Annotated in this window: 27 protein-coding genes; 13 read left to right on the top strand and 14 right to left on the bottom strand. The window is 67.6% G+C overall.

What is annotated here, in order from left to right:
- The first annotated feature begins 89 nt into the window (after nt 1-89).
- Together fabA and fabB are read left to right on the top strand one after the other, a co-directional pair.
- Entirely contained in the window at nt 90-605 is a 516-nt protein-coding gene (gene fabA / locus K5K93_RS10210) for a 3-hydroxyacyl-[acyl-carrier-protein] dehydratase FabA (protein ID WP_025878420.1), read from the top strand.
- Nucleotides 605-1813, top strand: a complete 1209-nt coding sequence (fabB, locus tag K5K93_RS10215) for a beta-ketoacyl-ACP synthase I (RefSeq protein ID WP_222390879.1) — start codon at nt 605-607, stop codon at nt 1811-1813. Before fabA ends, fabB begins: the two co-directional genes overlap by 1 nt.
- A 688-nt stretch (nt 1814-2501) precedes the next feature.
- On the opposite strand, the gene K5K93_RS10220 is transcribed toward fabB, so the two are convergent.
- From K5K93_RS10220 to K5K93_RS10230, 3 genes are read right to left on the bottom strand one after another with little or no spacing between them, the layout of a single operon-like run.
- On the bottom strand, nt 2502-3185 hold the full coding sequence (locus tag K5K93_RS10220; RefSeq protein WP_033830258.1) for an HAD family phosphatase: 684 nt from the start codon (nt 3183-3185) through the stop codon (nt 2502-2504).
- The gene (locus tag K5K93_RS10225; RefSeq protein ID WP_080150140.1) at nt 3182-3883 is read right to left on the bottom strand and encodes a 16S rRNA pseudouridine(516) synthase; all 702 of its coding nucleotides are present in this window, start codon (nt 3881-3883) and stop codon (nt 3182-3184) included. The genes K5K93_RS10220 and K5K93_RS10225 overlap by 4 nt, the downstream gene beginning before the upstream one ends.
- On the bottom strand, nt 3880-4950 hold the full coding sequence (locus tag K5K93_RS10230) for a class I SAM-dependent methyltransferase (protein ID WP_222390880.1): 1071 nt from the start codon (nt 4948-4950) through the stop codon (nt 3880-3882). The genes K5K93_RS10225 and K5K93_RS10230 overlap by 4 nt, the downstream gene beginning before the upstream one ends.
- 156 nt (nt 4951-5106) lie before the next feature.
- Between K5K93_RS10230 and K5K93_RS10235 the strand changes: the two genes are divergently transcribed.
- Complete coding sequence (locus tag K5K93_RS10235) at nt 5107-5370, top strand: hypothetical protein (protein ID WP_080150143.1); 264 nt, start codon at nt 5107-5109, stop codon at nt 5368-5370.
- Between the two features lie 255 nt (nt 5371-5625).
- Here the strand turns inward: K5K93_RS10235 and K5K93_RS10240 are convergent, their stop codons facing one another.
- Entirely contained in the window at nt 5626-5916 is a 291-nt protein-coding gene (locus K5K93_RS10240; protein ID WP_222390881.1) for a DUF3247 family protein, read from the bottom strand.
- Nucleotides 5917-5960: 44 nt separating this feature from the next.
- Nucleotides 5961-7946, bottom strand: a complete 1986-nt coding sequence (locus K5K93_RS10245; RefSeq protein ID WP_261311961.1) for an ATP-binding protein — start codon at nt 7944-7946, stop codon at nt 5961-5963.
- Nucleotides 7947-8195: 249 nt separating this feature from the next.
- Between K5K93_RS10245 and K5K93_RS10250 the strand changes: the two genes are divergently transcribed.
- Entirely contained in the window at nt 8196-8762 is a 567-nt protein-coding gene (locus tag K5K93_RS10250; RefSeq protein ID WP_093821350.1) for a DUF3016 domain-containing protein, read from the top strand.
- A gap of 62 nt (nt 8763-8824) precedes the next feature.
- Here K5K93_RS10250 and alr read toward each other — a convergent pair whose 3' ends face one another.
- Both alr and K5K93_RS10260 read right to left on the bottom strand, forming a co-directional pair.
- Complete coding sequence (alr, locus tag K5K93_RS10255) at nt 8825-9895, bottom strand: alanine racemase (protein ID WP_222390885.1); 1071 nt, start codon at nt 9893-9895, stop codon at nt 8825-8827.
- Nucleotides 9874-11178 carry a D-amino acid dehydrogenase gene (locus K5K93_RS10260; RefSeq protein WP_222390887.1) on the bottom strand — a complete coding sequence of 435 codons (1305 nt, stop codon included), beginning with the start codon at nt 11176-11178 and terminating at the stop codon, nt 9874-9876. Before K5K93_RS10260 ends, alr begins: the two co-directional genes overlap by 22 nt.
- A gap of 149 nt (nt 11179-11327) precedes the next feature.
- Here K5K93_RS10260 and K5K93_RS10265 point away from each other — a divergent pair, with 149 nt between their 5' ends.
- Complete coding sequence (locus K5K93_RS10265; RefSeq protein WP_025878409.1) at nt 11328-11807, top strand: AsnC family transcriptional regulator; 480 nt, start codon at nt 11328-11330, stop codon at nt 11805-11807.
- Nucleotides 11808-11864: 57 nt separating this feature from the next.
- Here the strand turns inward: K5K93_RS10265 and K5K93_RS10270 are convergent, their stop codons facing one another.
- Together K5K93_RS10270 and K5K93_RS10275 are read right to left on the bottom strand one after the other, a co-directional pair.
- A complete protein-coding gene (locus K5K93_RS10270; RefSeq protein WP_093821356.1) occupies nt 11865-12020 on the bottom strand; it encodes a lana protein in 156 nt (51 codons plus the stop codon).
- A gap of 420 nt (nt 12021-12440) precedes the next feature.
- Entirely contained in the window at nt 12441-12815 is a 375-nt protein-coding gene (locus K5K93_RS10275) for a classical arabinogalactan protein 4 (protein ID WP_222390889.1), read from the bottom strand.
- A 138-nt stretch (nt 12816-12953) separates the two neighbouring features.
- Between K5K93_RS10275 and msrB the strand changes: the two genes are divergently transcribed.
- From msrB to K5K93_RS10300, 5 genes are all read left to right on the top strand, one after another.
- Entirely contained in the window at nt 12954-13421 is a 468-nt protein-coding gene (gene msrB, locus K5K93_RS10280) for a peptide-methionine (R)-S-oxide reductase MsrB (RefSeq protein ID WP_025878406.1), read from the top strand.
- 101 nt (nt 13422-13522) lie between these two features.
- Nucleotides 13523-14377, top strand: coding sequence for a flagellar motor stator protein MotA (motA, locus tag K5K93_RS10285; RefSeq protein WP_012509934.1), 855 nt, complete (start codon nt 13523-13525; stop codon nt 14375-14377).
- A gap of 3 nt (nt 14378-14380) precedes the next feature.
- On the top strand, nt 14381-15355 hold the full coding sequence (motB, locus tag K5K93_RS10290; protein ID WP_033830250.1) for a flagellar motor protein MotB: 975 nt from the start codon (nt 14381-14383) through the stop codon (nt 15353-15355).
- 318 nt (nt 15356-15673) lie between these two features.
- Nucleotides 15674-16183, top strand: a complete 510-nt coding sequence (locus K5K93_RS10295) for a hypothetical protein (RefSeq protein WP_132826065.1) — start codon at nt 15674-15676, stop codon at nt 16181-16183.
- 13 nt (nt 16184-16196) lie between these two features.
- Nucleotides 16197-16472 carry a DUF4031 domain-containing protein gene (locus K5K93_RS10300; RefSeq protein WP_025878403.1) on the top strand — a complete coding sequence of 92 codons (276 nt, stop codon included), beginning with the start codon at nt 16197-16199 and terminating at the stop codon, nt 16470-16472.
- A gap of 78 nt (nt 16473-16550) precedes the next feature.
- Here K5K93_RS10300 and K5K93_RS10305 read toward each other — a convergent pair whose 3' ends face one another.
- Nucleotides 16551-17093, bottom strand: a complete 543-nt coding sequence (locus tag K5K93_RS10305; RefSeq protein WP_093821360.1) for a hypothetical protein — start codon at nt 17091-17093, stop codon at nt 16551-16553.
- A gap of 90 nt (nt 17094-17183) precedes the next feature.
- Here K5K93_RS10305 and K5K93_RS10310 point away from each other — a divergent pair, with 90 nt between their 5' ends.
- Nucleotides 17184-17432 carry a DUF3297 family protein gene (locus K5K93_RS10310; protein WP_025878401.1) on the top strand — a complete coding sequence of 83 codons (249 nt, stop codon included), beginning with the start codon at nt 17184-17186 and terminating at the stop codon, nt 17430-17432.
- An 81-nt stretch (nt 17433-17513) separates the two neighbouring features.
- On the opposite strand, the gene K5K93_RS10315 is transcribed toward K5K93_RS10310, so the two are convergent.
- The 3 genes from K5K93_RS10315 to K5K93_RS10320 form a co-directional block, all read right to left on the bottom strand.
- Complete coding sequence (locus K5K93_RS10315) at nt 17514-19157, bottom strand: Na+/H+ antiporter (RefSeq protein WP_025878400.1); 1644 nt, start codon at nt 19155-19157, stop codon at nt 17514-17516.
- Nucleotides 19158-19267: 110 nt separating this feature from the next.
- A complete protein-coding gene (locus K5K93_RS20280; protein ID WP_258954409.1) occupies nt 19268-19399 on the bottom strand; it encodes a hypothetical protein in 132 nt (43 codons plus the stop codon).
- A complete protein-coding gene (locus tag K5K93_RS10320) occupies nt 19396-20205 on the bottom strand; it encodes a class III extradiol ring-cleavage dioxygenase (RefSeq protein ID WP_222387814.1) in 810 nt (269 codons plus the stop codon). Before K5K93_RS10320 ends, K5K93_RS20280 begins: the two co-directional genes overlap by 4 nt.
- Before the next feature lie 142 nt (nt 20206-20347).
- On the opposite strand from K5K93_RS10320, the gene K5K93_RS10325 reads away from it, so the two are divergent.
- Nucleotides 20348-21229, top strand: coding sequence for a LysR family transcriptional regulator (locus K5K93_RS10325; RefSeq protein WP_025878397.1), 882 nt, complete (start codon nt 20348-20350; stop codon nt 21227-21229).
- Between the two features lie 56 nt (nt 21230-21285).
- On the opposite strand, the gene K5K93_RS10330 is transcribed toward K5K93_RS10325, so the two are convergent.
- A complete protein-coding gene (locus K5K93_RS10330; RefSeq protein ID WP_222387815.1) occupies nt 21286-24348 on the bottom strand; it encodes an EAL domain-containing protein in 3063 nt (1020 codons plus the stop codon).
- Nucleotides 24349-24522: 174 nt separating this feature from the next.
- Between K5K93_RS10330 and K5K93_RS10335 the strand changes: the two genes are divergently transcribed.
- Nucleotides 24523-26634 (top strand): M13 family metallopeptidase, encoded by a 2112-nt coding sequence (locus K5K93_RS10335; protein WP_222387816.1) that lies wholly within the window; start codon nt 24523-24525, stop codon nt 26632-26634.
- The last annotated feature ends 69 nt before the right edge of the window (nt 26635-26703 follow it).

Genomic DNA, 26703 nt, shown 5'->3' on the forward strand with positions numbered 1-26703 from the left:
GTACGGAGACGCGGTTTGATATCCGCCTGATCCGTCGTGCATCCTCGGGAATTCGTTGCCTTGTTTTCGCTTCCAGGATTGCGCTTTCCATGACTCGTCTCCACGCGTTCAACCGCGACCAGCTGCTGGCCAGCGCACGCGGTGAACTGTTCGGCGCTGCCGCCGGCCGGTTGCCCAACGACCCGATGCTGATGTTCGACCGCATCACCGAAATCCGCGAGGACGGCGGACCGCATGGCAAGGGCATGGTACGCGCCGAACTGGATATCCGCCCGGACCTGTGGTTCTTCGGCTGCCACTTCATCGGCGACCCGGTGATGCCCGGCTGCCTGGGCCTGGATGCCATGTGGCAGCTGACCGGCTTCTTCCTGACCTGGCTGGGTGCCCCCGGCAAGGGCCGCGCCCTGGGCTGCGGCGAAGTGAAGTTCACCGGCCAGGTGCTGCCCGACGCCAAACTGGTGCGCTACGAGATCGACATCAGCCGCGTCATCAACCGCAAGCTGGTGATGGCCCAGTCCGACGCGCGCATGTACGTGGACGACCGCGAGATCTACAACGCCCGCGACCTGCGCGTGGGCCTGTTCACCGAAACCGGGAGCTTCTGATGCGTCGCGTCGTCATCACCGGCATGGGCATCACGTCCTGCCTCGGCAATGATCTGGATACCGTTTCGGCTGCCCTGCGTGAAAGCCGCGCCGGCATCACTGCGCTGGCCGACCACGCCGAAGCCGGCCTGCGCAGCCAGGTCGGCGGTCGCGTCGACCTCGACCTGGATGCGCTGATCGACCGCAAGCAGAAGCGCTTCATGAGCGATGCCGCGGCCTTCGCCTACCTGGCGATGGCCGATGCCATCACCGATGCGGGCCTGACCCCGGAACAGGTCAGTGGCCTGCGCACCGGCCTGATCGCCGGTTCCGGCGGTGGCTCCAGCGAATGGCAGGTCGGTGCGGTGGATCTGCTGCGCAACCGTGGCGTGCGCAAGGTGGGCCCGTACATGGTGCCGCGCACGATGTGCTCGACCGTGTCGGCCTGCCTGGCTACCGCATTCCAGATCAAGGGCGTGAGCTACTCGCTGTCGGCCGCCTGCGCGACTTCGGCGCACTGCATCGGTGCGGCTGCCGACCTCATCCGCCACGGCGCGCAGGACATCATGTTCGCCGGCGGCGGTGAAGACCTGCACTGGTCGATGAGCGTGATGTTCGATGCGATGGGCGCACTGTCCACCAGCTTCAACGACACACCCGCCAGCGCCTCGCGCCCGTATGACAAGGACCGCGATGGCTTCGTCATCGCCGGTGGCGGCGGCATGCTGGTGCTGGAGGACTACGACCACGCGGTGGCACGTGGCGCGCACATCCATGCCGAGCTGATCGGCTATGGCGTGACCTCCGATGGCGCCGACATGGTCGCGCCGTCCGGCGAAGGCGCCGTGCGCTGCATGAAGATGGCGCTGCAGAACGTGGAACGTCCGCTGGATTACCTCAACACCCACGGCACCTCGACCCCGCTGGGCGATGTGACAGAGCTGGGTGCGATCCGCGAGGTGTTCGGCGATGCGATTCCGCCGCTGTCCTCGACCAAGGCGCTGTCGGGCCATTCGCTGGGCGCCGCCAGCGTGCATGAAGCGATCTACTGCCTGCTGATGATGCGCGATGGCTTCGTGGCCGGCTCGGCCAACATCGGCGAGCTGGACCCGAGGGTGGAAGGCTTCCCGATCCTGCGCGAAAGCCGCGAGCAGAAGCTGGACACGGTGATGTCCAACAGCTTCGGCTTCGGTGGAACCAACGCGGCGCTGGTATTTGGCAGGGTGTGATCTGAAAGCGTGCCAACCAAGGTTGGCACCTGCCAGGGCGGTAGCGCCGGGCCATGCCCGGCGAAAGCGGTGAAGCGTGCCGACCAACGGTCGGCACCCACCAGGTTCAAGGTGGCACCTGCCAGAGCGGTAGCGCCGGGCCATGCCCGGCGAGAGCGGTGAAGCGTGCCGGCCAACGGTCGGCACCCACCAGGTTCAAGGTGGCACCTGCCAGGGCGGTAGCGCCGGGCCATGCCCGGCGAAAGCGGTGAAGCGTGCCGACCAACGGTCGGCACCCACCAGGTTCAAGGTGGCACCTGCCAGAGCGGTAGCGCCGGGCCATGCCCGGCAAGAGCGGTGAAGCGTGCCGGCCAACGGTCGGCACCCACCAGGTTCAAGGTGGCACCTGCCAGGGCGGTAGCGCCGGGCCATGCCCGGCGAGAGCGGTGAAGCGTGCCGACCAACGGTCGGCACCCACCAGGTTCAAGGTGGCACCTACCAGGGCGGTAGCGCCGGGCCATGCCCGGCGAGAACGGTGAAGCGTGCCGACCAACGGTCGGCACCCACCAGGTTCAAGGTGGCACCTGCCAGGGCGGTAGCGCCGGGCCATGCCTGGCGAGAGCGGTGAAGCGTGCCGACCAACGGTCGGCACCCACCAGGTTCAAGGTGGCACCACCGGGTTCAAGGTGGCACCCACCATCCCCCACCGTTACCTCGGCAACAACGGCAGCAGCAGCGCGTGCGCGTCCACCAGCGAGCCGACGATGCGGTGGCCGAGCGCGCGCAGTTCTTCATCGGGATGCACCAGGTCCGGTACCTGGATCACCGTCATGCCGGCCGCCAGCGCGGCTCGTGTGCCGGCCGGGGAATCCTCCAGCGCCAGGCAACGTTCCGGCGCCTGTCCCAGCCGCTGCGCGGCCAGCAGGTAGATGTCCGGCGCCGGCTTCGGCCGCGCCACATCGCCACTGGTGATCACCGCATCGAAGTACGGCAGCAGCCCAGCCGCGGCCAGCTTGCGGTTGGCCCGCGGCTGCCGCGTGGTGGTCGCCACCGCGCGCGGCACCGCGTGCGACTTCAACAACTCCAGCAGTTCCAGGATGCCCGGCCGCAGCGGCAACCCGGTCTGCGTGCGCTCCTCGTACAGATCATGGCAACGCGCGGCCATGGCCTCGATCATGCTGTCTTCGATGCCCTGCTGGCGCAACAGCGCCTGGCTGTCGCGGTCGCCAAGGCCGACCATGCGCACGAAGAAGCTGGCATCCAGGGGCAGGCCGAATTCCTCCGCCGCTTCGCTCCAGCATGCAAGCGACACACGCTCGCTGTCGATCATCAGGCCGTCCATGTCGAAGATGACGGCGTCGGGCAGGAACGGCAGCGCAGCGATGGAGGTCATGGAGCGAACAACGTATCCAGGTCGGTGGAGGTCAGCAGCCGCCATTGCCCTTCGGCCAGTCCCTGCAGGTCCAGGCCACCAACACGGCTGCGGTGCAGTGCCTGCACGTGGTTGCCTGTGGCAGCGAACATGCGGCGTACCTGATGGTAGCGGCCTTCGTGCAGTACCAAGCGCGCCCTGCGCGGGCCGAGCACCTGCAGTTCAGCCGGCAGCAGGGGCGTCTTCTCCGCTTCCAGCATCAGCGTGCCGCTGGCAAACAGCGCCACCTCGTCACCACGCAGGTCTTCGGCCAGCTCCACTTCGTAAACCTTGGGCAGCTTCGACTTCGGCGAAATGATCCGATGCAGCAGGTTGCCGTCGTCGGTCAGCAGCAACAGGCCGCTGGTCTCGCGGTCCAGGCGGCCGACGGTGGACAGCACCGGGTCGCGGTCGCGGAAGCGCGGCGGCAGCAGGTCGTAGATCAAGCGGCCCTTGTCCTTGGTCGAGCAGGTGTAGCCGGCCGGCTTGTACATCGCCAGCGCCAGGCCCACCGGCGGGTCCAGTGGCTCGCCGTCCACCCGCACCGCTTCATGCGGCACCTGGTCGTCGGCGTAGAGCACCTCGCCGTCGGCGTCGGTGACGCGGCCTTCGCGGAACATCCACTGCACCTGCTTGCGGCTGCCGTAGCCGAGGTTGGCGATGTGCTTGACCAGCTTCACCGGGCCTTCCCCTTGCCCTTCACCGCTTCGACCAGCTTGAAGCCATCGCGCTCGGCAACCACGCGCACCGCGCCGAAGCTCTCGTTGAGCGTGTACTCGTAGGGCAGGTGGCGATTGGCCACCACGTACAGGCGCCCACCCGAGCGCAGCGCCTGCGCGGCCACGGCGATGAAGCGCTGGCCGATGTCCGGGCGATCCGCACGCGAGGGCGTGTGGAACGGCGGGTTGCTGATGATGACGTCGTAGTCCGGCTCGATACCGGCGGTGACGTCGCGCCACAGGAAGCGCAGCGGCACGGGGCGCGGTGGCGGCGCCAGATTGAGTTCGGCCAGGTCCAGCGCGCGCTTCTCGGCCTCGTACAGGTCCAGCTCGGTGATCTTCGGGCAGCGCTCCAGCAGCTCGCGCGACAGGTAACCGTAACCGGCACCGAGGTCTGCCGCACGCCCGGCCAGGTCGGCCGGCAGGTGTTCGGCCAGCAGCGCCGATGCCGGGTCGATGCGGTCCCAGGCGAACACGCCCGGACGGCTGAGGAAACGGCCGCCGACGATCGGCCGCACCGCGTCCAGCGTGGCCCAGCGCTTGGCCAGGTCCGCATCGTGCTGGCCCTGCAGCGGTGCGGTCCAGAACACGCGGCAGTGGTTCTTGGTCAGGCTGCCGCCGAGTCCGGTCAACTGCTTCAGGTCGCCTTCGCCGGAACGTGCGCCTTCGTTGTTGTGCTGGCAGGCCACGATGCGGCCACCCTCGGCAACCAGCGCCAGGGCACGGGCGAACAGCGCGCGGGCTTCCTCGCGCTGGCGCGGCGGCAGCACCAGCACCAGCGGGTAACGGCCGCGGCCGGCAACATCATCCAGCTGGCCGCTGACGGTCCAGCCAGCGGCCTGCTGCAGCGGCTGCGCGAACGGGGCGAAGCTCTGCTCGCAATCCACCTGGCGGCCGCCGGCCTGCTCGCGCAGGGGCCAGCCGTCACGGGCGCGCAGGAAGGCCACCGGACCCTCCGGCCAGCGCAGGGCACCGCTGGAGAACGGCAGGAACAGGGTCTGCAGGGGGGCGTCGTCGCTGGATGCCATCGGCGCGGGTACTGGAAGCGTGAGGGCCGTCCATTGTACCGGCTTGTCCGGCCCGGCCCCGAACGCCGCTTTGCGAAACTTCAACGTTGCCTTGATGCCGCAGCAACATGCCAGCGCTCAGGGTAGAAGCTCCCCCGCAACCCATGGAGATCCTGCATGCGAGCCTTGTTCGTCGGAGGTGTCGTCGACAACAGTGAAATGGACCTGGAAGGCAGCCATCCCCCCGTGCATTACCCGGAGGATACCGGCGGCGGCCATTCCCGCTATCGCCTGCACCAGGTCGGCCACGGTGCCGATGGCAGCGTGGCCTACGCGGTCTACGGCGCGCCGGATCTGGCAGACGATGAAGTGGCACGGGTGGCCGAGGAGCGCGCCTATGAACGCAGGTTCGAAGCGACGGCAACCCTTTTCGAGCATTGACCAGCGCAGCCACGCATGGACTATCGCAGCCACGCATGGCGTGGCTCTACTGATCGAATGATCATCGCATCCACGCATGGCGTGGCTCTACTGTTCGTTCGAATGATCATCGCATCCACGCGTGGCGTGGCTCTACTGTTCGACTGACCACCGCAGCCACGCGTGGCGTGGCTCTACTGTTCGACTGACCACCGCAGCCACGCATGGCGTGGCTCTCCAGTAGATCCACGCCATGCGTGGATGCCGCAGAGGCCGTCAGCGCGTCGGCGGCAGCTCGCGGATGCTGGCGATTTCATCCAGCCACACGTGATGCTGCTGCACCGGCGCATCGAGATCGTCCAGCCGCAGCTGCCCATTGCTGCCTTCGTCGCCGGCGTCGTTGCGGTACTGCTGCAGCGTCGGCTGCACTGCAACCGTGCCCAGCAGGCGTCGGCCATCGTGCAGGGTCAGCTGCACCTGGGTCTCCCCGCGCAGCTGCGGCAACAGGGCTTCCAGGTGCGCGATCTGCGCGGGATCGGTATGGATTCGTGGAGCAATACGGGACATCGGCGACCTCCTGAACTGCAGGGTCGCCGATCGTCCGTGAATGCTCAGTGCAGCAGGCTGTCCCCGCGCGTGGCCTGCACGCGCCGCACCACACCCACCAGCTGCGCCACCGAATACGGCTTGGCCACATGCTCCTGGAAGCCCGAGGCCAGCGCGCGGCGGCGGTCGTCGGCGCGCGCCAGCGCCGTCACCGCTACCGCCGGCAGCGCTGCCGCGTCCACGCCCAGGTCCTGCCGCAACGTGCTTACCAGGCCATAGCCATCCATGCCCGGCATGCCGATGTCGGTCAGCAGCACCTGGTACTGCAGGTGGCCATTGTCGGCCAGCAGCGCCAGCGCCTCGCCCGCCGAACTGGCGGCGGACACGCTGGCGCCCTGCTCTTCCAGCATGCGCCGCAGGTACTCCAGCACTTCAGGCTGGTCTTCCACCGCCAGCACATGCAGGCCACGCAGCGGGTACGGTTCGACCACCATCGGTTCCAGGATCGGACCGCTGACGACCTCGCGCAGCGGACGCCGTTCGGCATCGGGCAGATGCTGCGGCAAGCGCACGGTGAAGGTGGAGCCGTGACCATGGCCATCACTGGCCGCGCTGACCGAACCGCCGTGCAGTTCGACCAGCTGCTGCACGATGGCCAGGCCCAGGCCCAGACCGCCATGGCGGCGGGTGGTGGTGCCGTCGGCTTGGCGGAAGCGGCTGAACAGATGGCTCAGGAACTCCGGCGCGATGCCGTCGCCGGTATCGCGCACGGTGATCGTCCAATAGTTGCCATCGGCCTGCAGCTGCACGTCGATGCGGCCTTCGGCCGGGGTGAACTTGATCGCGTTGGACAACAGGTTCCAGAACACCTGCTGCAGCCGGGTGGCATCGCCCAGCACCTGGCAGGGCTGTGCCGGCAACTGCAGGGTGACGTCCAGCGCCTTGCCCTCGGCCACCAGCTCCTGTGCGCCCATCGCTTCGTTCAACTGGTCGCGCAGGTCCAACACTTCCACTTCCAGCTGCACCTTGCCCAGCAGCATGCTGCTGAGGTCGAGCATGTCCGAGATCAACCGCTTCTGCGCGGTCGCGCTGTTGGCGATCACGCCCAGGCCCTTGTACAGCGGGCTGGTGGAATCCACGCGCTGCAGCAGCAGTTCGCTCCAGCCCAGGATCGTGGTCAGCGGCGTGCGCAGCTCGTGCGACAGCGTGGCCAGGAACTCATCCTTCAGCCGCGCCATGTTTTCGGCCGCACTGCGCGCGGCACGCTCGGACTGCAGCAGTTCCTCGCGCGCCAGTTCGATCTCGCGACGCTCGGTGACATCCGGGCTGCTGCCGGCCAGGCCGATGAAACGGCCCATCCGCGAAAAGCGGGGACGTGCGTTCATTTCCAGCCAGCGCCACTGCCCATCGGCACGCCGTGCACGCACCAGCGCATGCATCGAACGCTGCGCCTTCAGTGCTTCCTGCAGTTCATATTCAAATACCGACGCATCGTCGGGATGCACCAGGCCGCGCCAGACATCTTCCGGCACCCGGTTCTCGTCGCCGCCGAAGAACTCGCTGAAGGCACTGTTGACGAAGCGGGCGTGGCCGCGCTCGTCCAGCACCCACACCGGCATCGGCAGGCCATCGGCCAACGCACTGAAACGGGCCTCGCTCTCGCCCAGCTCCACTTCCATCTGCTTGCGCGCGGTCACGTCGAAGAACAGGATGCCGACCTTGTCCTCGCCCGGCTGGCCAACCCGCACGGCATCCACCGCGAACGTGCGCCCGAGGGCACGGGCATCCATCTCGAACTGCGCCGGCCGCCCGGTCCGGGCCACTTCGCCATAGATCCGGAACCAGTCACGTTCGTGGTGCGGCTCCAGCGCGCTCATGCGCTTGCCGCAGGCATCCTTCAGCCCGGTGTGGCGCTCGAACGCCTCGTTGACCTCGAGGAAGCGGTAATCGATCGCCTGGTCACCGTCGAACAGCACCTGGATCACACAGAAACCTGCGTGCATGCGCTCAAGCACGCCATGGTGCAGGTCGGTTTCGGGCGTCGGCACCATCAAGGGTGAGCGCTCCACGAGGGGCGGCAGTGTGGACAAGGGCGTGGGAGGAAAAGACCGGATGGAGGTACAGCATCTTCCAGAGTGCGTATTCACAGCGTCAAGCGCCGTCAGTCACGGTTGACGACCATGAATTGGCGGCAACTGTTGACGCATTTGACGCTACTGACCATTGCTGCGGCCCTCCAGCGGGATCACACTCGATCCGAGATCATCATCCTCCCCGCTTCGGGGACGCAGGAGACTGCCATGAAAGGTTCGCTTTCAACCGCCCTGCTGCTGGCCGGCATGCTTGCCGTGGGCAGCGTGGCCGCCGCGCCGCGGACGGTGACCGCGCCCGATGCGCCGCGCGCGCTGCAGGCCGATGGCCCGGTCAGCGTGCAATGGAACGATCCAGCCAACTTCACCGAGATCCGGCAGAGCACCAACCGCTTCGAGGCTGAACGCGGGGACTGGGTGCAGCAGCTGGCACGCTACGTACAGACCAGCGCCGCCAAGCCGCTGCAGGCCGGGCAGACGCTGGAGGTGACCCTGGTGGACGTCAAGCGCGCAGGCGACTACGAGCCCTGGCATGGCCCGCGTGGCCGCGACATCCGGATCATGCGCGACATCTACCCGCCGCGGATCACCCTGCAGTACACGCTGAAGGACGCCAGCGGGCGCATCATCGATGAAGGCGACGCCCGCCTGAGCGACAGCGGCTACCTGCACAACATCGGCCTGAAGAGCGATACCGATCCGCTGCGCTATGAGAAGCGCCTGATCGATGATTGGGTGAAGCGCCAGCTGACCTCGCGCGTTACCGCTGCCCGGTAGGTGTCGACCTTGGTCGACACACATTCGCAGCGCCGACCAGGGTCGGCAGCTACCAGAACCGGTCAGTCCTGGTAGATGCGTGCCACGCGCTTGACGCCGCACGGCAGCTGGTAGGCACTGACACCGCAGCGCGGCGCCAGCTCGGACAGGGTCGGCGCCGTACCCCACAGTTCCACCACGCTGCCAACACCGGCCTGCGCATGCGCGGTCAGGTCCACGGTCAGCATGTCCATCGACACGCGCCCGATCAGCCCACCGGGTTGGCCATCGATCAGCACCGGCGTGCCATTGGGGGCGAACTGCGGATAGCCATCGGCATATCCCAGTGCGACCACGCCCACGCGTGTGCGCGCCTTGGCCACGAAGCGCGCACCGTAGCCGACCGGCTCGCCGGCTTCGATCCAGCGCTCGGCGAACACCTTGGACTGCATCGTCATCACCGGGCGCAGTCGCGCGGTGAGTTCACTGTTGTCCGGCAGCGGATTGGCCCCGTACAGCATCAGGCCCGGGCGCACCCAGTCACTGCGCACGTCCGGCCAACCCAGCAGCGCCGGCGAATTGCAGATGCTGGTCTCGCCTTCAAGACCATCGATGGCCTCGACGAAGGTCGCGGCCTGCTCACGGGTACGCTCGCTGTCCAGTTCATCGGCGCGCGCCAGGTGGGTCATCATCACGATGCGTGCCACCTGCGGCAGTGCAGACAAACGTGCGTGCGCGGCGCGGAAACCAGGAACGTCCAGGCCCAGCCGGTGCATGCCGCTGTCCAGCTTCAGCCACACCGTCAGCGGGCGCGGGCTGTCGAACGCGACCAGCGCTTCCAGCTGCCACGGCGAACCGACCGAGAACCACAGGTCATGCTCGGCCACCAGCGCCATTTCGCTGGGCTCGAAGATGCCTTCCAGCAGCAGGATCGGCGCACGGATGCCGGCCTGGCGCAGTTCCAGCGCTTCTTCGATGGTGGCCACGCCAAAGCCGTCGGCCTCGACTTCCAGTGCCTGCGCACAGCGCACCGCACCGTGGCCATAGGCATCGGCCTTGAGGATCGCCAGCGCCTTGCCACCGCCCAGTTCACGGGCCAGGCGATAGTTGCTGCGCAGTGCGCCCAGGTCGATCAGCGCGCGGGCAGGACGCATGTGCGGTTCTCATGTTGCGGGGCGTGGCGGTACTGGCCGTAGCGGAAGATATCCAGGCCTTCGGTGCTGATCTGCGGCTGGCGCGCGCTCATCAGGTCGGCCAGGTAGCGGCCCGAGCCGCAGGCCATGGTCCAACCCAGCGTGCCGTGGCCGGTGTTGAGGAACAGGTTGCGGAACGGCGTGGCGCCGATCACCGGCGTGCCGTCCGGCGTGGCCGGGCGCAGGCCGGTCCAGAACTCGGCCTTGGCCAGGTCACCGCCCTTCGGGTACAGGTCGCGCACCACCAGTTCCAGCGTCTCGCGGCGGCGCGGCGACAGCGACAGATCGAAACCGGCCACCTCGGCCATGCCGCCGACGCGGATGCGGTTGTCGAAGCGGGTCACCGCCACCTTGTAGCTCTCATCGAGGATGGTCGAGGTGGGTGCCATCGCCGGATCGGTGATCGGCAGGGTCAGCGAGTAGCCCTTCAGCGGATACACCGGCAGGCGCATGCCCAGCGGCGCGACCAGTCCCGGCGAATAGCTGCCCAGTGCGACCACGAAGCGGTCCGCGGTTTCCAGCGTGCCGCCGATGCGCACGCCGGTGATGCGGTCGCCGTCGGATTCCACGCCGGTGATGTCCTGGTCGTAACGGAACTCGACCCCCGCTTCGGCCGCCATCTGCGCCAGGCGGCGGGTGAACAGCTGGCAATCGCCGGTCTGGTCGCGCGGCAAGCGCAGCGCACCCACCAGGCCATCGACATGGGCCAGCGCAGGCTCGGCCTTGATGATGCCGGCACGATCGAGCACTTCGTACGGCACGCCGTACTGGGCCAGGATCTCGATGTCCTGCGCCGATGCATCCAGCTGCTGCTGGGTGCGGAACAGCTGGGTGGTGCCCAGGTCGCGCCCTTCGAAATCGATGCCGATCTGCGCACGCAGCTCGTTCAGGCAGTCGCGGCTGTACTCGGACATGCGCACCATGCGCGCCTTGTTGATCGCGTAGCGCTCGTGGGTGCAGTTGCGCAGCATCTGCCACAGCCAGCGGTACTGGGCCAGGTCCATGCCCGGCTTGATCGCCAGCGGTGCGTGCTTTTCGAACAGCCAGCCGATGGCCTTCTTCGGCACGCCCGGGGCAGCCCACGGCGAGGTGTAGCCGAAGGACAGCTGGCCGGCATTGGCGAAGCTGGTTTCCAGCGCGGGACCGGGCTGGCGGTCGACGACCGTGACTTCAAACCCGGCCTGTCGCAGGTACCAGGCACTGGTGGTGCCGATCACGCCGCTGCCGAGGACTAGGACTCGCATGGGAATTCTCCAACCCGATCATTCCCTGCATTTGCGTGCGCAGGGGCCATAATCGGGGAAGTATATTCTTCCGTATCCAGATGATTTGCCTGATTTCAGCAAGGGAGTCAGGATATTTCCCTGTGATTCATTCCCCGAGCTTGACGCCCATGGCCACCCGTCCCCGCGAGCTGGACAAGATCGACCGCAAGATCCTGCGCATCCTGCAGGCCGAAGGCCGCATTTCCTTCACCGAGCTGGGCGAACGGGTCGGCCTGTCGACCACCCCATGCACCGAGCGCGTGCGCCGGCTGGAGCGCGAAGCGGTGATCACCGGCTACCACGCGCACCTGGACCCCAGTGCGCTGAAAGCGAGCCTGCTGGTGTTCGTGGAGATCAGCCTGGCCTACAAATCCGGCGACATCTTCGAGGAATTCCGGCGTTCGGCGCTGAAGCTGCCCAACGTGCTGGAATGCCATCTGGTGTCGGGCGATTTCGATTACCTGCTGAAGGCACGGATCAGCGAGATGGCGTCCTATCGCAAGCTGCTCGGCAGCACTCTGCTGACCCTGCCGCATGTGCGTGAGTCGAAGAGCTACATCGTGATGGAAGAGGTCAAGGAGACCTGGGCGCTGCCGATTCCGGATTGAAACGACCGGCGGCAGCGGGACCAGACCCCGCGACGCGGGCTCTGGCCCCTGGTTGCATCAGCGCTGCTGCGGGTTCTTCATGGAACCCTGTTGCGGATGCTTCTTCTGCTGCTCGTTCGGCTGCTGTTGCTGTTGCTGCTGCTGGCGCTGCGGTTCCTGCGGTGTTTTGCCCTGCTGTTCCTTGCCGGGATGACGGTTCTGCTGGTTGGCCATGATCGTATTCCAAGGGGACGAGGAAAGCGCGACGACAGGGATGCCGGCGCAGGTCCACCGTGGTCCTGGCACGGTTAATCGCAGGCGAAAAACGGGTGATGCGGGGTGTGCAGGGCGGGGACTGTTTTCCGGCGTTCATGTGGGTGGCGGGTTTCCTGCCAACGGCTGAGCCCCTCGTGGCTGGGGCCGGGTGCGGTGCTGCGAGTGGGCCGGGCGGGTGGGGTCAGGCGGGGACGCCGTGGACCCGTCCCTGGGGGCTTGGCCGCGGCATCCATGCCGCGGACACCCCGCCTGCCCCCACCCGCCCGGCCTCTGACAGGTTCATGCGGACGCCAGCCACGGTAAAGAAAAAGAAAAAAAAGAGCGACAGCGGGTCGCTGCGCTCTCTTTGGGTTGCGCGATTGGTTGCGGGCGCTGAGGTCAGCGCTTGATCTGCTGGCCGTCGCCGGTCGGTACGCTGTCGTAGTAGCGGCCGGTGCGCGAGTCGAACACGCGGTTGGGGCCGACCGGCTTGACGCCGGGAACGATGCGGCCGTTGCGGTCGTAGACCTTGTCCGGCAGCGCCGGTGCGGGCGTGGGGGTCACCTGGGCCGGGCCGGTCGATCGGATCGGCTGTGCCGGCTGCGGCGAGGGCAGCACCTGCGGCTGCGGGCGCGACGCCTGCGGTGGCGGGGCGACAGGCGACGGGGCCACCGTCGAGCTGCTGCGGGTGGCGGTCGGACTGCCGGTGGGAACCTGCGCCTGGGCAAGCAGAGGCAACAGGGCCGACAACAACAGGACTAGGCGGGGTTTCATCGCGCGCTCCAGGGTGGGCCACCCTTACCCTGCGCCTGCCCCTGTGTGCCGGCCATGAACGGCCATCACACTTGCAAGCGTGTGCCGACACCCCCACGTCTGCTGGCATCCCAGGCCACAACCCCACGGAGAGCCGGCATGAGCGCTTTCGATCTGACGCCCCCCACCGCCACGCAGACCGACGCCCTGGTCGCCGGGCTCAGCGCCGAGGAGCGCCGCGTGCTGCTGCAGCACGGCACCGAGGCGCCGTTCTGCGGGGTATTCCTCGACAACAAGCGCGAGGGCGTCTACTGCTGCCGGCTGTGCGCCCTGCCCTTGTTCCGCTCCAGCACCAAGTTCGATTCGGGCACCGGCTGGCCCAGTTTCTTCGCCCCGTTCGACCCGTCGCACGTGCGCGAGATCCGCGACACCAGCCATGGCATGGTCCGCACCGAGATCACCTGCGCCCGCTGTGGCAGCCATCTGGGCCACGTGTTCCCGGACGGTCCGCCGCCCACCTACGAGCGCCACTGCCTGAACTCGGTCTCACTTTCGTTCACCGGCAACGGCGAGCCGTGGCCCGATCCGCTGCAGCGTGGCGGCGCGGAGGCCGGTGTGGCGGGCTGACACGCGCCGCAATGCCCCGCTGACCGACTTCACAGAATTCCCTCTTCAGAAATACCGGTGTCAGGCCGACAAGGAGATATCCCCCCTCCTTGCGTCGCGCCATGCTCATCATCGTTGGATTCCTGGTCGTCATCATCAGCGTGCTGGGCGGCTACCTCGGCGCACACGGCCGCCTTGGGGCGCTGTGGCAGCCCTACGAACTGGTCATCATCGGCGGTGCCGCGCTGGGTGCGTTCCTGGTCGGCACCCCGGCCAAGACGGTCAAGCAGACGCTGCAGGCCATGGTCGGCGTGTTCAAGGGCCCGCGCTACAAGCAGCAGGACTACATCGACGTCCTCAGCCTGGTCTACGAACTGCTCAACAAGGCCCGCCGTGAAGGCTTCATGGCGCTGGAAGACCACGTCGAGCGCCCGGCCGAAAGCGCGCTGTTCGGCAACTACCCGAAGGTGCAGGCCGACCACCACCTGATCGACTTCATCACCGACTGCCTGCGCCTGATGATCGGCAGCAACATCGAGCCGCATGAGCTGGAGCCGCTGCTGGAGCTGGAGCTGGAAAAGCACCACGCCGAAGCGATGGCGCCGTCGCAGGTGCTGACCAAGGTCGCCGACGGCCTGCCCGGTTTCGGCATCGTGGCGGCAGTGCTGGGCATCGTCATCACCATGGGCTCGATCGGCGGCGACATCGTCGAAGTGGGTGGCCATGTGGCCGGCGCGCTGGTCGGCACCTTCCTCGGCATCCTGCTGGGCTATGGCTTCGTCGGCCCGATGGCCTCGGCGATGGAAGCCCGTGCCGAGCAGGACAGCCGCATCTACGAGTCGGTGAAGACCGCCCTGCTGGCCTGCCTGCGCGGCTACAACCCGAAGATCGCGCTGGAGTTCGCCCGCAAGACGCTGCCGTCGAACGTTCGCCCGGCGTTCTCCGACTTCGAGCAGCACCTGAAGACGGTCAAGTAAGCCATGGCCGAGACCAAGCCCACCGTCATCGTCCGCCGGGTCAAGAAGGCCGGCCACGCTGCCCACCATGGCGGTTCGTGGAAGGTGGCCTATGCCGACTTCGTGACCGCGATGATGGCCTTCTTCCTGGTGCTGTGGCTGATGGCCAGCACCAGCAAGCCCGAGCGCGCAGCCATTTCCGAGTACTTCCGCAACCCCAGCCCGCTGGTCGGCTCCAGTGCGACGCCGGCGCCGGGCATGGCCGGGCCGGGCGGCGCCAGCACCTCGATGATCAAGCTCGGGGGCGCCACCGATGTTTCCCGTGGCAACAGCAACGATCCCTTCCAGAACCAGCAGAAGTCGATACCGCAGCCGGTGGACGAGCAGCAGCGCGACAAGCAGCAGCTGGAAGCGCTGATGAAGGAACTGCAGGAAGCGATCAGCCGCAGCCAGGCGCTGGAACCGTTCAAGGACCAGCTGCTGCTGGACCTGACCCCGGAAGGCCTGCGCATCCAGATCGTGGACAAGCAGAACCGGCCGATGTTCGACCTCGGCAGCGCCACCCTGAAGCCGTACACGCAGCAGATCCTGCACGAACTGGCCGAGTACCTGAACCACGTGCCGAACCGGATCAGCCTGACCGGCCACACCGACATCACCGCCTATTCGGCCGCACGCGGTTACGGCAACTGGGAACTGAGCGCCGACCGTGCCAATGCCGCGCGCCGCGCGCTGATCGATGGCGGCCTGGAAGACAGCAAGATCACCCGCGTGGTCGGCTTGTCTTCGTCGGTGCTGTTTGACAAGGCCGATCCGCAGAACCCGATCAACCGCCGCATCAGCATCGTGGTGATGACCAAGGCCGCCGAGGAAGCTGCGCTGGCCGGCGCCGGGCCGCAGGTAGGCCTGTCGGCAACCACCGTGGACCCGGACGTGCAGGCCGCGCAGGGTGAGGCCGGGGTCGGATCCCGTTCCGCAGGAAAGGGCGCTGCCCCCTGACCCGTCTTCGCCGGGCATGGCCCGGCGCTACCGCATCCGGACACACCAAGGTAGCGCCGGGCCATGCCCGGCGAGCGCGCATCCGGACACACCAGGGTAGCGCCGGGCCATGCCCGGCGAGCGCGCATCCGGACACACCAGGGTAGCGCCGGGCCATGCCCGGCGAGCGCGCATCCGGACACACCAGGGTAGCGCCGGGCCATGCCCGGCGAGCGCGCATCCGGACACACCAGGGTAGCGCCGGGCCATGCCCGGCGAGCGCGCAGCGCGGCACCCAGTACAATGGCCGTCTTTCCGACTCCAGGTAATCACACCCCCATGTCCAAGTTGTCCAAGGCCAAGCGCGACAAGCGCAAGAAGCAGCAGACCAAGCGTCCGTTCCTCCGTCTGAACGCCCAGCAGCAGGTGCAGAACCATGCCGTGCTGGTCAACGAGGACGGCCAGGCCGTGGCCGCCATCGGCCTGCAGGGCCGCGAGTGGCTGCTGGCCATCGGCGGCCAGACCATGGGCAACGCCGACAACCCGGTGCCGATGCTGGCCATGCTCAAGCACCTGTCCAACGTGCAGGAAGCCGAAGGCCGCAAGGTCACCCTGGAATATTCCGAGCTGATGCAGAAGCTGCTCGACACCCTGGCCGAAGAAGCGGGCCAGACCGCCGAGGAATACCTGGACAAGCTGGTGGCCGAGTTCGCCAGCGAGCAGGCTGAAGACGCAGCCGCTGAAGGCGACGCGTCGGATGAAGCGGCTGCAGACACTGCCGGCGCCGAAGGCGCTGCCGACGCCGAGGCCACTCCGGCCGCCGACGCCGACGGCAAGCCGCAGGCCTGATCCGGCCGCGGCGGTGTCGGTCTACGTCGATGACGCGGTGCATCCCTGGCGCGGTCAGCGCTGGGCGCACCTGATGGCCGATACCCTGGCCGAGCTGCACGCGATGGCGGCGCAGCTCGGCATTCCTCCACGGGCCTTCCAGAACAAGGCCAGCGGGGCACACTACGATGTCACCGCCGAACTGCGTGCGCAGGCACTCGCGCTGGGTGCGGTCGCCATCTCCCGGCACGTGGACCGGGCACAGGTGAAGGCGGTAATCGCCAACGCCAGGGCGCAGTACCAGCCCTAGGCTGGTGCCGGGCCGCGCCCGGCGAGCGCGCAGCGCGGCGGGAAGCCGCCGGGCATGGCCCGGCGCTACCGGTGAATCTCAGAACGGGTCACTGCCCAGGCGCACTTCCACGTTCAGCAGCGAGCACAGCGCCAGCAGGGCGTCGTCATCGCGGGTCAGCGCCATCCAGCCACTGAAGCCGTCGTTGCCGGCATCCACGCTCCACAGCGTGTAGTTGTGCTCGCGCAGGCGGTCGAAGGCGGTGCTCATCAGCTGCACCCCATCCAGGTCTGCAGCGAAATCCTCGTCGTCCAGGTCGCCACCCCAGTCCAGCTGCAGGTTGAAGCGCGCCGACAGCTCGTTCACCGCCGACTGCAGCGAATCGAAGTCGTCACGCTCGACCTCGAAGCCGGACTGCCAGGCAATGGCCGTGAACAGCGCCGGCAGCCAGTCGCTGTCGGCTTCCAGCGGCTGGCCGTCCTCGGCCAGATGCTCGCGCCAACGGTTGAACTGCTGCAGGGCCAGCTCTTCGTCGCCGGGGTTGATCAGCACGAGCAGGTTCCAGACCCGCGCCTCGAAGTCGTCCTCGTCGAAATCGTGGGCGTCTTCCTCGAAGTCGAAATAGTCGCTGTTGTCAGGCATGGCGGAACGTCCTCGGGAGCAGGGGGGCATTCTACGGTTTATCCTGTACCGCTGAAGCCGGCCGTGGTGGCCGTCACTGTGAATGAAGCGATGAGCGATACCCCTCCCGACCACCTGGCGATCAACCCGGCCAGCCCCTTCCACGATGCGCAGGCCCTGGAGCGCGGCGTCGGCGTGCGCTTCAACGATGTCGAGCGCGACAACGTCGAGGAATACTCGGTCAGCGAAGGCTGGATCCGCGTGCAGGCCGGCAAGGCCCGTGACCGTCGCGGCAACCCGATGACCATCAAGGTCAAGGGCAAGGTTGAGGCATATTTCCTGGAACAGAAGCCGGAGTAACCGGCACTCCCGGGGCGGGGTCAGATCCCTTTCCTGCGGAAAAGGATCTGACCCCGATCGGCAGCCCGGTCGGCATACCGGTCACTCGCGCTTGCGCGATTCCAGCAGGTCGAGGTTGCGGATCAGCCGCCGCGCGATCTCGTCCGACACCACGCCGCGGCGGGTCAGCCGGAACAGTTCCTCGCGCTCGGCGTTGAGACCGGCGCTGCGCAGCTGGCGATAGCCCATCTCCATCCGGTTCACCTTCTCCGGGTCCACGTCCGGGTTGTCACGGTCCAGATGCCGCTGATACAGCAGGCTCACCCGCGATGCGGCGTCGTTGTACAGCTGCACGTTCTCGGTGTTCTGGTTCAGCACCAGCTGCTGGCGCATGCGCTCCACGCCGGCCAACGCGGCCTTCGAGGACAGCTTGCGGGCGAGATCCTCTTCCTTGCGCTCACCCGAATCGGCCGGCAGCTGCAGGCCCTTCAACAGCTGCGGCAGCGCCACGCTGGCGCCGACCAGCGAGCACAGGATCACTGCAGCAGCAAGGAAGATCACCAGGTCACGTGCCGGGAACGGGCTGCCATCGGGCAGGAACAACGGCAGCGTCAACACGCCGGCCAGGGTGATCGCACCACGCACACCCGCCACCGAGGTGGCCACCACGATGCGCCAGTTCGGTGCCTCGCCCCGCTCCAGGCCGCGGCGACGCGCGCGCAGCAGGTTCCAGCGCAGCGACAGCCATACCCACAGCAGGCGCAGCGCGATCAACGTCGCGTTGATCACCAGCACGTACACCAGCAGCCACCACGCGCTCTGGTGGCCGCTCTCGTTCATGGTGGTGGTGGCGCGTTCGACGATGCCCGGCAGCTGCTCGCCCAGCAGCACGAACATGATGCCGTTGAAGCTGAACTGCAGCATGTTCCAGACGCCGGCACGCTGCACGCGCATGCTGCCGGAGACACGGCCGGTCATTTCCACGTAGCTCATCGAAATACCCGCTGCGACCGCAGCGAGGATGCCCGAAGCATTGATCTCTTCGGCCAGCAGGTACGCCGCGAACGGGATCAGCAGGTTGACCAGCATCGCCGCGCCCGGCTCTTCGCCGAAACGGCGCCACAGCCAGCGCTGGAACGTGGACACGCCCAGGGTGACCGCCACGCCGACGGCCAGGCCGGCCACCGCCACCCACACGAAGGTCAGCGAGGCGGTCGCCAACGAGAAGGTACCGGTCATCACCGCCGCCACCGCGAAGCGGAAGCAGACCAGGCCGGAGGCATCGTTGAGCAATGACTCGCCTTCCAGGATGTGCATCAGGCGCTTGGGAATCGGTGCCTTGGCGGCGATCGCACCGACCGCCACCGGGTCGGTCGGCGACACGATCGCGGCCAGTGCGAAACACACCGCCAGTGGCATCACCGGAATCATCCAGTGGATCAGCAGGCCCGCGCCGATCACGGTGAACACCACCAGCCCGAACGCCAGTTCGAGGATCGCGCCCTTGTCGCGGAACAGGCCCTGCTTGGGAATGCGCCAGCCATCGAGGAACAGCAGCGGTGGCAGGAACAGCAGGAAGAACACTTCCGGTTCCAGTGCATGGCCGCGGTTGAATACCCCGGCGATCACCGCGCCGAGTCCGATCTGCACCAGCGGCAGCGGCAACGAGAATGGCAGGACGCGAACCAGGTAACCGCTGGCGACAACGGCCACCAGCATCGCCAGGACGACTTCGATGGTGTGCATGCTTCTTCCACAGGAGCGGCGCGTGGGGCCGGAAAAACCGGAGTGCGCCGGGGGACGGGAAAAAACTTAACACAGCAGGCCGCCACTGCGGCCAGCGATCTGAATGCGCGTCAGGACCGCGACAGCAAGCGCCGCCCGGTCCAGGCCGGCGTGCTGGCCACGTCGTCATGCAGCACTGCCAACCGGCCCTGCACGTGTCCTTGTGCAGGGCGTTCCAGCCCTGGCAGCAGCGGTGGGGTCATGCCGCGTCCTGAGCGCGGTCCTCACCATCGAAGCGGTAGAGGTCCATCGCCAGGAAGCCGGCATCGACACCCGCATCGATGCGCTTGGCACCGAAGCCACCCTCCCCCGCCGCACCCATCGCAAAGTACAGCGGCAGCAGATGCTCATCGGTGGGATGCGCACGCTCGGCAAACGGTGCCTGTCGGCGGTAGTCGAACAGGGCATCGCGGTCATTGGCGGCCAGCCGCTGCTCCACCCAGTCGATGAAGGGGCGCACGTAGGGCGCTTGCTTGCCGTCCTGGTAATGGCCCCAGTCGTGCAGGTTGTGGGTGATGCTGCCCGAACCGATCACCAGCACGCCCTGTTCGCGCAGCGGCGCCAGCGCACGGCCCAGCGCGAACTGATGCTGCGGGCCCAGCATCGGCTGGATCGACACCGGCACCACCGGGATGTCGGCCTGCGGGTGCAGCAGGCGCAGCGGCACCCACGCGCCGTGGTCGAGGCCACGTTGCGGATCGACTGCCACCGGCAGGCCGGCGGCGGCGATGCGGCCCGCCACCTCTTCAGCCAACGCCGGATCACCGGGCGCCGGGTACTGCAGCGCGAACAGTTCGCGTGGGAAGCCGCCGAAATCGTGGAGGGTGGGCGGCTGCGGATGGCTGCCGACCAGCGGCTGCCGGGCCAGCCAATGCGCCGAGGCGATGACGATCGCACGCGGGGTCGGCAGGTCGCGGGCCAGCTCGGCCAGCCGCACGCCGACCTGGCCCGGATGCAGGGCGGTCATCGGCGAGCCGTGGGAGATGTACAGCGAAGGCAGGCGGGACATGATCTTCTCCAAAGACAGGAATCCGCAGCGGGCCAGCGCAGCGGGGCCGACGCAGCTCGCAAGGGACGGGCCACAGGTTATTGCGTCCCCAGCAGCTGATAAATACGATCAATCGACCGTATTTATTTCATAAGGCGCAACAATGGACACCCTTGATGCCATGCGTGTGTTCGTCGCGGTGGTTGAACGCAACGGCTTCAGCGCCGCCGCACAGGCGCTGGACATGTCCACGGCCGGTGTCACCCGCCAGGTCGCCGCACTGGAAAAGCGCCTGTCCACCCGCCTGCTCCACCGCACCACCCGCCGGGTCAGCCCGACCAGCGCCGGTGCCGCCTACTACGCGCAGTGCGTGCGCCTGCTCGCCGAGTTCGATGCGCTTGAGGCCAGCATCGGCGCACAGGCGCTGGAGCCGTCCGGCACGCTGCGCATCAACGCACCGGTCAGCTGGGGCATCGCCCGCCTCGGCCCGTTGCTGGCCGGCTACCGCGAACGCTTCCCACAGGTCGAACTGGACCTGGCGCTGTCCGACCGCCTGGTGGACATGGTCGAAGAAGGCTACGACGTGGCCATCCGCATCACCCGCGAACCGGGCCCGAGCCTGATCGCGCGGCGCCTGGGCCAATCGCGGATCAGCCTGTGTGCCGCACCGGCCTACCTGGCCGCACACGGAACACCGCAGGCCCCCGAGGATCTGCAGACCCACGCCTGCCTCGGCTACAGCTACTGGGCGGCCGGCGACCACTGGCCCCTGCAGGGGCCGGGTGGCGAAGTGAAGGTTGCAGTGACCACCCTGCTGCGCGCCAACAATGGCGACGTCCTGCGCGAAGCGGCGATTGCCGGCATGGGCGTGATCCTGCAGCCGGACTTCCTGTTGCACGAGGCGCTGGCCGATGGCCGCCTGGTGCGCATCCTGCCCGGATGGGAAGCTGAGCCGATCGGCATCTTCGCCGTCTACACCAGCCGCAGCCATCTCGCCCCCAAGGTGCGCAGCTTCATCGACTACCTGGTGGAAACCGGGGTGTAAGGGCGCGTCCGTGACACGGTAGCGCCGGGCCATGCCCGGCGAGCGCGAAGCGCGGCCTAGGCGACAACCTCATCCAGCTGCGCGATGATCTTTTCCAGCGGTGCCGGCCGCCCCAGCAGGTAGCCCTGCACCTGGTCGCAACCATGCGCGGCCAGCCAGTCCAGCTGTCCCGGCGTTTCCACGCCCTCGGCGATGATCGTCAGCCCCATGCTGTGGCCCAGCGACAGCAGTGCCCGGCAGATCGACGCGTTGCGGGGATTGGTTTCCACGTCGGCCACAAAACTGCGATCGATCTTCAGGACGTCCAGCGGCAGGTGCTGCAGATAGGACATGCTCGAGTAGCCCGTACCGAAATCGTCCAGCGACACGCGAATGCCCTGCTCGTGCAGGCGCTGCATGGTCTGCATCGCCTGTGCCGGCTTGCGCATCAGGCTGCTCTCGGTCAGCTCCACGTGCAGTGCACCACGGGCCAGGCCGAAATCCTGCTGCGCGCGGGCGAACTCGGCCACCAGATCGCTGTTGAAGAACTGCACCGCCGACACGTTGACCGCGATCGACAGCTCGCCCCACCCCGCTTCGACCAGACGCCGCTGCGCCTGTGCTGCTGCGCGGATCACCCAGCGTCCCAACGCCAGGATCAGGCCGGTGTCCTCGCACAACTGGATGAACTCGCTGGGCGGGATGAAGCTGCCATCGGCCTGCGGCCAACGCAGCAGCGCCTCCAGCGACGCCGGGCTGCCATCGCTGGCGTGCCGGATCGGCTGGAAGTACAGCTGGAATTCGTTGTCGATGGCCGCGTGGATGCGCCCGGCCAGGCGCAGGCGGTCGGCCAGGCGGATGGTCACCGCCGCATCGAACCAGGCCACCACGTTGCCTTCGGCGCGGGCCGCGTGCGCCGCCTGCGCGGCCATGCCGATCGCCTGTTCAGCACTGTGGCCTGCATCGGCGTCATGTACGGCCACACCAATGCGGGGTTCGAACTGGTGCAGCGAATCCTGGCCGCGCATCGGTGCCGAGACGATCTGCAGCAGATCGTCCAGCACGCGCTGGGTGTTGTGTTCCGGCGCGATCGCCAGCACGAAATCCTCCGCCGGCTGGAACGCCAGCAGGCCGAAGCGCGCGCCCAGCCCGCCCAGGCGCGAGGCCATCGACTGCAGTACCGCATCACCGATCTCGCGGCCCAGCGTATCGGCCACCAGCTGCAGCCCGCGCAGCTGCACATAGGCGATGGTGTAGGCGCCGGCCTGCTCGTCCAGCTGTTCGCTCAGTGCGCGCACGTTGAGCAGGCCGGTGGCCGGGTTGTGGCGTGCGTGATAGGCCAGATCGCGTTCGTAGGCCAGCCGCTCGCTGACATCCTCGGCCAGCACCAGGCACGCGGGCTGGCCATCGAAATCCAGCTGCGACAGGTGCACGCGCACTTCGAACACCGTGCCATCCTTGCGCTGGTGCAGGCGCACCGCAGCGTCCTGCAGTTCACCACTGCGCACCTGCGCGATCGCGCCCTTGACCTCGTCCCAGCCCTCGCGCGGGCGGATGTCGAGGATGCTCATCGCCAGGAATTCATCGCGGCTGTAGCCGTACTGCTGCACCGCCGCCTCGTTGACCTCGATGAAGCGCAGGGTGTCCGGATCGAACACCCAGAACGGCGCGGGGTTGCGATCGAACAGCAGGCGGAAGCGGCGTTCTACCTGGCGCATCTGTTCGTGCGCCTGGTAGCGCTCGCTGAGGTCGGTCAGTGCGCCGATCATGCGCCGCTGCCGGTCGGCCACTGCCACCCGCTGGCCGCGCGCGGCAACCCAGCGCACGGCACCACCGGGCAGCACCAGGCGGAATTCTTCGTCGAGTACTGCGCTGCCGGCGAAGGCCTGGTCGAAGGCCTGCTGCATGCGTGCGCTGTCATCGTGGTGCACGCGGGCGAAGAATTCGGCCACCGGCAGCGCATCGGTCTGCACGCCGAAGATCTCGCGCGCCAGCGGCGACCAGCGCAGCAGCGCGGCGTCTTCGTCGACGTACCAGGTGCATACGCGGCCCACCTGATGGGCCAGGCGCAGCTCGGCGTGGCCGGTGCGCAGTTCTTCGGCCATCGACTGCTGCCGGTGGGTGCTGCGGCGCACCGCGTACAGCAGCACCAGCAGCAGCGCCACGTAGGCCAGCATGATGGCGATCGCCGCCTGCAGATACGGCCACCACGGCGCCAGCACGTCTTCGTCGGCCAGGCCGACCTGCACCGCCAACGGGCTGTGCTCGAGGGTGCTGATGGTGGAGATGCGCGGTATCTGGTCGACCGCGCCGGGAATGCTGCCCAGCTCGACCACTGCCTGCCGGCCCAGCAGCGTGCGCGCCGGCAGCGTGTAACGGCGGCCGACGGTGCCATGCGGATCTGGGACACGGGCCAGCATGTAGCCGTCAGCGTCGCTGATCGAGGCCAGGCCGCTCGGTCCCACATCCAGCCCGCCTACGATCCGCTGCAGTTCGCCGCAGCGCAGCCGTGCCAGCAGCCAGCGATCGCCAGCCATCGGCAGCGCCAGCGGTACCACCCAGCCGCCATCGCGGGCTCGCTGCGGCGGCCCGATGTACAGCGTGCTGCCCTGCCCGCGCCGTTGCGGATCGGTCCACAGCGGCAATTGCAGGTCGCCCGTGCCGGCGGTCAGGGCGCGACCGTAGGTATCGAGCACGACGATGCTGTGCAGCTCGGCATGCCGGCGCAGCACGCCGGCAATGGCGGCGTTCAACAGCGCGGGCGCCTGCGCAGGCACGGTGCGGAACAGTTCGGCCGCATCGGCGGCAATGCCGCCCATCGCCCGTTCCAGGTTGCGCAGCTCCAGGGCCAGCAGGCGTTCGCTGCCCACCGCCAACGCCCGGCTCTGCCGCTGCGCGGCTTCCAGCCGGCGCTGGTAATCGTTGGACAGCATCGCGGCCAGGCCAGCCGCCAGCAGCACGCCCAGCACCACGCCGCCCCAGGTAATGGCACGCAACGGCCGGGCCAGCGCGTGTCTCAGCGCCGGCATCGGTCGGTCTTCCCTGTGCAGTCGGCTGGCTTCATGCGCGAACGATTCCTCCACATCCCCGACCTCAACGGCCGGCGGACGCCATTCTTGACGCCTCGACCTGTCCTGCATGCGCCCTCCCCCGGGTACTGCAGACATCCAGCCCGCAGCATGCACCACGCCGGTGACCGCGTGAAGATCGCTGCGGCGTGTTCAGCCAGATCACGCACAGTGCTGGCCCTGTCGAGCACGTCCAGCCGGCCCGCAGCGGATTAGACTTGGAGTTTTCCGCCGCAAGAGAAGTCCATGTCCAAGCTGCGCCGCCCCACCCTGGCACTGGCCATCGTTGCCAGCCTGTCCCTGGCCGCCTGCGACCGCCCGGCCGATCCGGCCGCCGGCACCGCCGCACCGGCCGAGGCGACACCCGCTGCCGCCAAGCCGATGCTGGGCAGTTTTGGTTTCGATGCCAGTGGCATGGACCGCAGCATCGCCGCCGGTGACGACTTCTTCGGTTTCGCCAACGGCAGCTGGGTGAAGAACACCGAGATTCCGGCCGACCGCTCGCGCTTCGGCAGCTTCAACGTGATTGCCGAGAAGACCCAGGCCGACACCCGCGCGATCCTGGAAGGCGCTGCCGGCAACGCCCAGGCCAGCGGCGAAGACAAGCTGATCGGCGACTACTACGCCGCCTACATGGACGAGGCCGGCATCGAGCAGCGCGGCCTGGCACCGGTGCAGCCGCAGCTGAAGAACATCGATGCGATCGCCGACAAGGCCGGCCTGGCCCGCGCCCTCGGCGGCGACGTGCGCGCCGACGTCGACCTGCTCAATGCCACCAACTTCTACACCGACCGCCTGTTCGGCCTGTGGGTGTCGGTGGACCTGCTGCAGCCGGACCGTACCGCGCCGTACCTGGTGCAGGGCGGCCTGGGCATGCCGGACCGCGATTTCTACCTGGGCGGTGGCCGCATGGCCGAACTGCGCAAGCAGTACCAGGCCTACATCGCGCAGGTGCTGCAGCTGGCCGGCGTGGCCGACCCGGCCGGCAAGGCGCAGCGCATCCTCGCCCTGGAAACGAAGATCGCCCAGGCGCATGCCACGCAGGAAGAAACCAATGACGTGACCAAGGGCGCCAACCCCTGGACCCAGGCCGACTTCAACGCCAAGGCCCCGGGCATGGACTGGGCCGCGTTCCTGGACGCTGCCAAGCTGGGCCAGCAGCAGGACTTCATCGTGTGGCAGCCCAAGGCCGTGGCCGGCCTGTCCAAGCTGGTGGCCACCGAGCCGCTGGATGCCTGGAAGGACTACATGACCTTCCACGCGCTGGACCGCGCCGCTGCCTACCTGCCGAAGAAGTTCGCCGATGCGCGCTTCGCCTTCCACGGCACCGCGCTGAGCGGTACGCCACAGCAGAGCGACCGCTGGAAGCGCGCCGTGGATGACGCCAACCGTGCCGTCGGCGAGGCCATCGGCAAGCGTTACGTCGAAAAGCACTTCGATGCCAAGACCAAGGAACGTGCCGACGAGATGGCCAAGAACATCATCGCCGCCTTCGCCAAGCGCATCGATGCACTGGCCTGGATGTCACCGCAGACCAAGGCCAGCGCCAAGGCCAAGGTGGCCGGCCTGACCGTGGGCATGGGCTATCCGGACAAGTGGCGCGACTACACCGGCCTGGACATCCGTCGTGATGATCCGCTGGGCAATGCGCAGCGCGCCGAGCTGTTCGAGTACCAGCGCAACATCGCCAAGCTGGGCAAGCCGGTCGACCACAGCGAGTGGGCGATGCTGCCGCAGACCATCAACGCGATGAATGTGCCGCTGGAAAACCGCCTGGTGTTCCCGGCGGCGATCCTGCAGCCGCCGTTCTTCGACGGTGCCGCCGACGACGCAGTGAACTACGGTGCGATCGGCGCGGTGATCGGCCACGAAATCAGCCATGGCTTCGACAACGCCGGTGCGTTGTTCGATGACACCGGCAAGCTGCACAACTGGTGGACGGCCGAAGACCTCAAGCAGTTCAACGCGGCCGGCGATGCACTGGCCGCGCAGTTCAGCAGCTACGAGCCGTTCCCGGGTGTACATGTGAACGGCAAGCTGACGCTGGGCGAGAACATCGCCGATGTCGCCGGCCTGGGTACCGCCTACGATGCCTACCAGCTGTCGCTGCAGGGCAAGCCGGGCCAGACCCTGGAAGGTTTCACCCCGGACCAGCGCTTCTTCCTCGGCTTCGCCCAGGCCTGGCGCAGCAAGAGCCGCGAGCAGGCGCTGCGCAATTCGCTGCTGACCGACGTGCATGCACCGGGCCAGTTCCGCGCGTTGACGGTGCGCAACATCGACGCCTGGTACCCGGCGTTTGAAGTGAAGGAAGGCCAGAAGCTGTACCTGGCCCCGGACAAGCGGGTCAAGGTGTGGTGATGTAACGCAGACGGGCGCCGAAAGGCGCCCGTTTTATTTCCATGGGTAGACGCCAACCTTGGTTGGCGT

This window comes from Stenotrophomonas sp. DR822 (assembly GCF_019793815.1).
Taxonomy (GTDB): Bacteria; Pseudomonadota; Gammaproteobacteria; order Xanthomonadales; family Xanthomonadaceae; genus Stenotrophomonas; species Stenotrophomonas indicatrix.

What these genes read in the sequence shown, in the direction of transcription:
- fabA (WP_025878420.1), top strand. Translation starts at nt 90, where the DNA reads ATGACTCGTCTCCACGCGTTCAACCGCGACCAGCTGCTGGCCAGCGCA.
- fabB (WP_222390879.1), top strand. Translation starts at nt 605, where the DNA reads ATGCGTCGCGTCGTCATCACCGGCATGGGCATCACGTCCTGCCTCGGC.
- K5K93_RS10220 (WP_033830258.1), bottom strand. Translation starts at nt 3,185, where the DNA reads ATGACCTCCATCGCTGCGCTGCCGTTCCTGCCCGACGCCGTCATCTTC.
- K5K93_RS10230 (WP_222390880.1), bottom strand. Translation starts at nt 4,950, where the DNA reads ATGGCATCCAGCGACGACGCCCCCCTGCAGACCCTGTTCCTGCCGTTC.
- K5K93_RS10235 (WP_080150143.1), top strand. Translation starts at nt 5,107, where the DNA reads ATGCGAGCCTTGTTCGTCGGAGGTGTCGTCGACAACAGTGAAATGGAC.
- K5K93_RS10240 (WP_222390881.1), bottom strand. Translation starts at nt 5,916, where the DNA reads ATGTCCCGTATTGCTCCACGAATCCATACCGATCCCGCGCAGATCGCG.
- K5K93_RS10245 (WP_261311961.1), bottom strand. Translation starts at nt 7,946, where the DNA reads ATGGTGCCGACGCCCGAAACCGACCTGCACCATGGCGTGCTTGAGCGC.
- K5K93_RS10250 (WP_093821350.1), top strand. Translation starts at nt 8,196, where the DNA reads ATGAAAGGTTCGCTTTCAACCGCCCTGCTGCTGGCCGGCATGCTTGCC.
- alr (WP_222390885.1), bottom strand. Translation starts at nt 9,895, where the DNA reads ATGCGTCCTGCCCGCGCGCTGATCGACCTGGGCGCACTGCGCAGCAAC.
- K5K93_RS10260 (WP_222390887.1), bottom strand. Translation starts at nt 11,178, where the DNA reads ATGCGAGTCCTAGTCCTCGGCAGCGGCGTGATCGGCACCACCAGTGCC.
- K5K93_RS10265 (WP_025878409.1), top strand. Translation starts at nt 11,328, where the DNA reads ATGGCCACCCGTCCCCGCGAGCTGGACAAGATCGACCGCAAGATCCTG.
- K5K93_RS10270 (WP_093821356.1), bottom strand. Translation starts at nt 12,020, where the DNA reads ATGGCCAACCAGCAGAACCGTCATCCCGGCAAGGAACAGCAGGGCAAA.
- K5K93_RS10275 (WP_222390889.1), bottom strand. Translation starts at nt 12,815, where the DNA reads ATGAAACCCCGCCTAGTCCTGTTGTTGTCGGCCCTGTTGCCTCTGCTT.
- msrB (WP_025878406.1), top strand. Translation starts at nt 12,954, where the DNA reads ATGAGCGCTTTCGATCTGACGCCCCCCACCGCCACGCAGACCGACGCC.
- motA (WP_012509934.1), top strand. Translation starts at nt 13,523, where the DNA reads ATGCTCATCATCGTTGGATTCCTGGTCGTCATCATCAGCGTGCTGGGC.
- motB (WP_033830250.1), top strand. Translation starts at nt 14,381, where the DNA reads ATGGCCGAGACCAAGCCCACCGTCATCGTCCGCCGGGTCAAGAAGGCC.
- K5K93_RS10295 (WP_132826065.1), top strand. Translation starts at nt 15,674, where the DNA reads ATGTCCAAGTTGTCCAAGGCCAAGCGCGACAAGCGCAAGAAGCAGCAG.
- K5K93_RS10305 (WP_093821360.1), bottom strand. Translation starts at nt 17,093, where the DNA reads ATGCCTGACAACAGCGACTATTTCGACTTCGAGGAAGACGCCCACGAT.
- K5K93_RS10310 (WP_025878401.1), top strand. Translation starts at nt 17,184, where the DNA reads ATGAGCGATACCCCTCCCGACCACCTGGCGATCAACCCGGCCAGCCCC.
- K5K93_RS10315 (WP_025878400.1), bottom strand. Translation starts at nt 19,157, where the DNA reads ATGCACACCATCGAAGTCGTCCTGGCGATGCTGGTGGCCGTTGTCGCC.
- K5K93_RS20280 (WP_258954409.1), bottom strand. Translation starts at nt 19,399, where the DNA reads ATGACCCCACCGCTGCTGCCAGGGCTGGAACGCCCTGCACAAGGACAC.
- K5K93_RS10320 (WP_222387814.1), bottom strand. Translation starts at nt 20,205, where the DNA reads ATGTCCCGCCTGCCTTCGCTGTACATCTCCCACGGCTCGCCGATGACC.
- K5K93_RS10325 (WP_025878397.1), top strand. Translation starts at nt 20,348, where the DNA reads ATGGACACCCTTGATGCCATGCGTGTGTTCGTCGCGGTGGTTGAACGC.
- K5K93_RS10330 (WP_222387815.1), bottom strand. Translation starts at nt 24,348, where the DNA reads ATGCAGGACAGGTCGAGGCGTCAAGAATGGCGTCCGCCGGCCGTTGAG.
- K5K93_RS10335 (WP_222387816.1), top strand. Translation starts at nt 24,523, where the DNA reads ATGTCCAAGCTGCGCCGCCCCACCCTGGCACTGGCCATCGTTGCCAGC.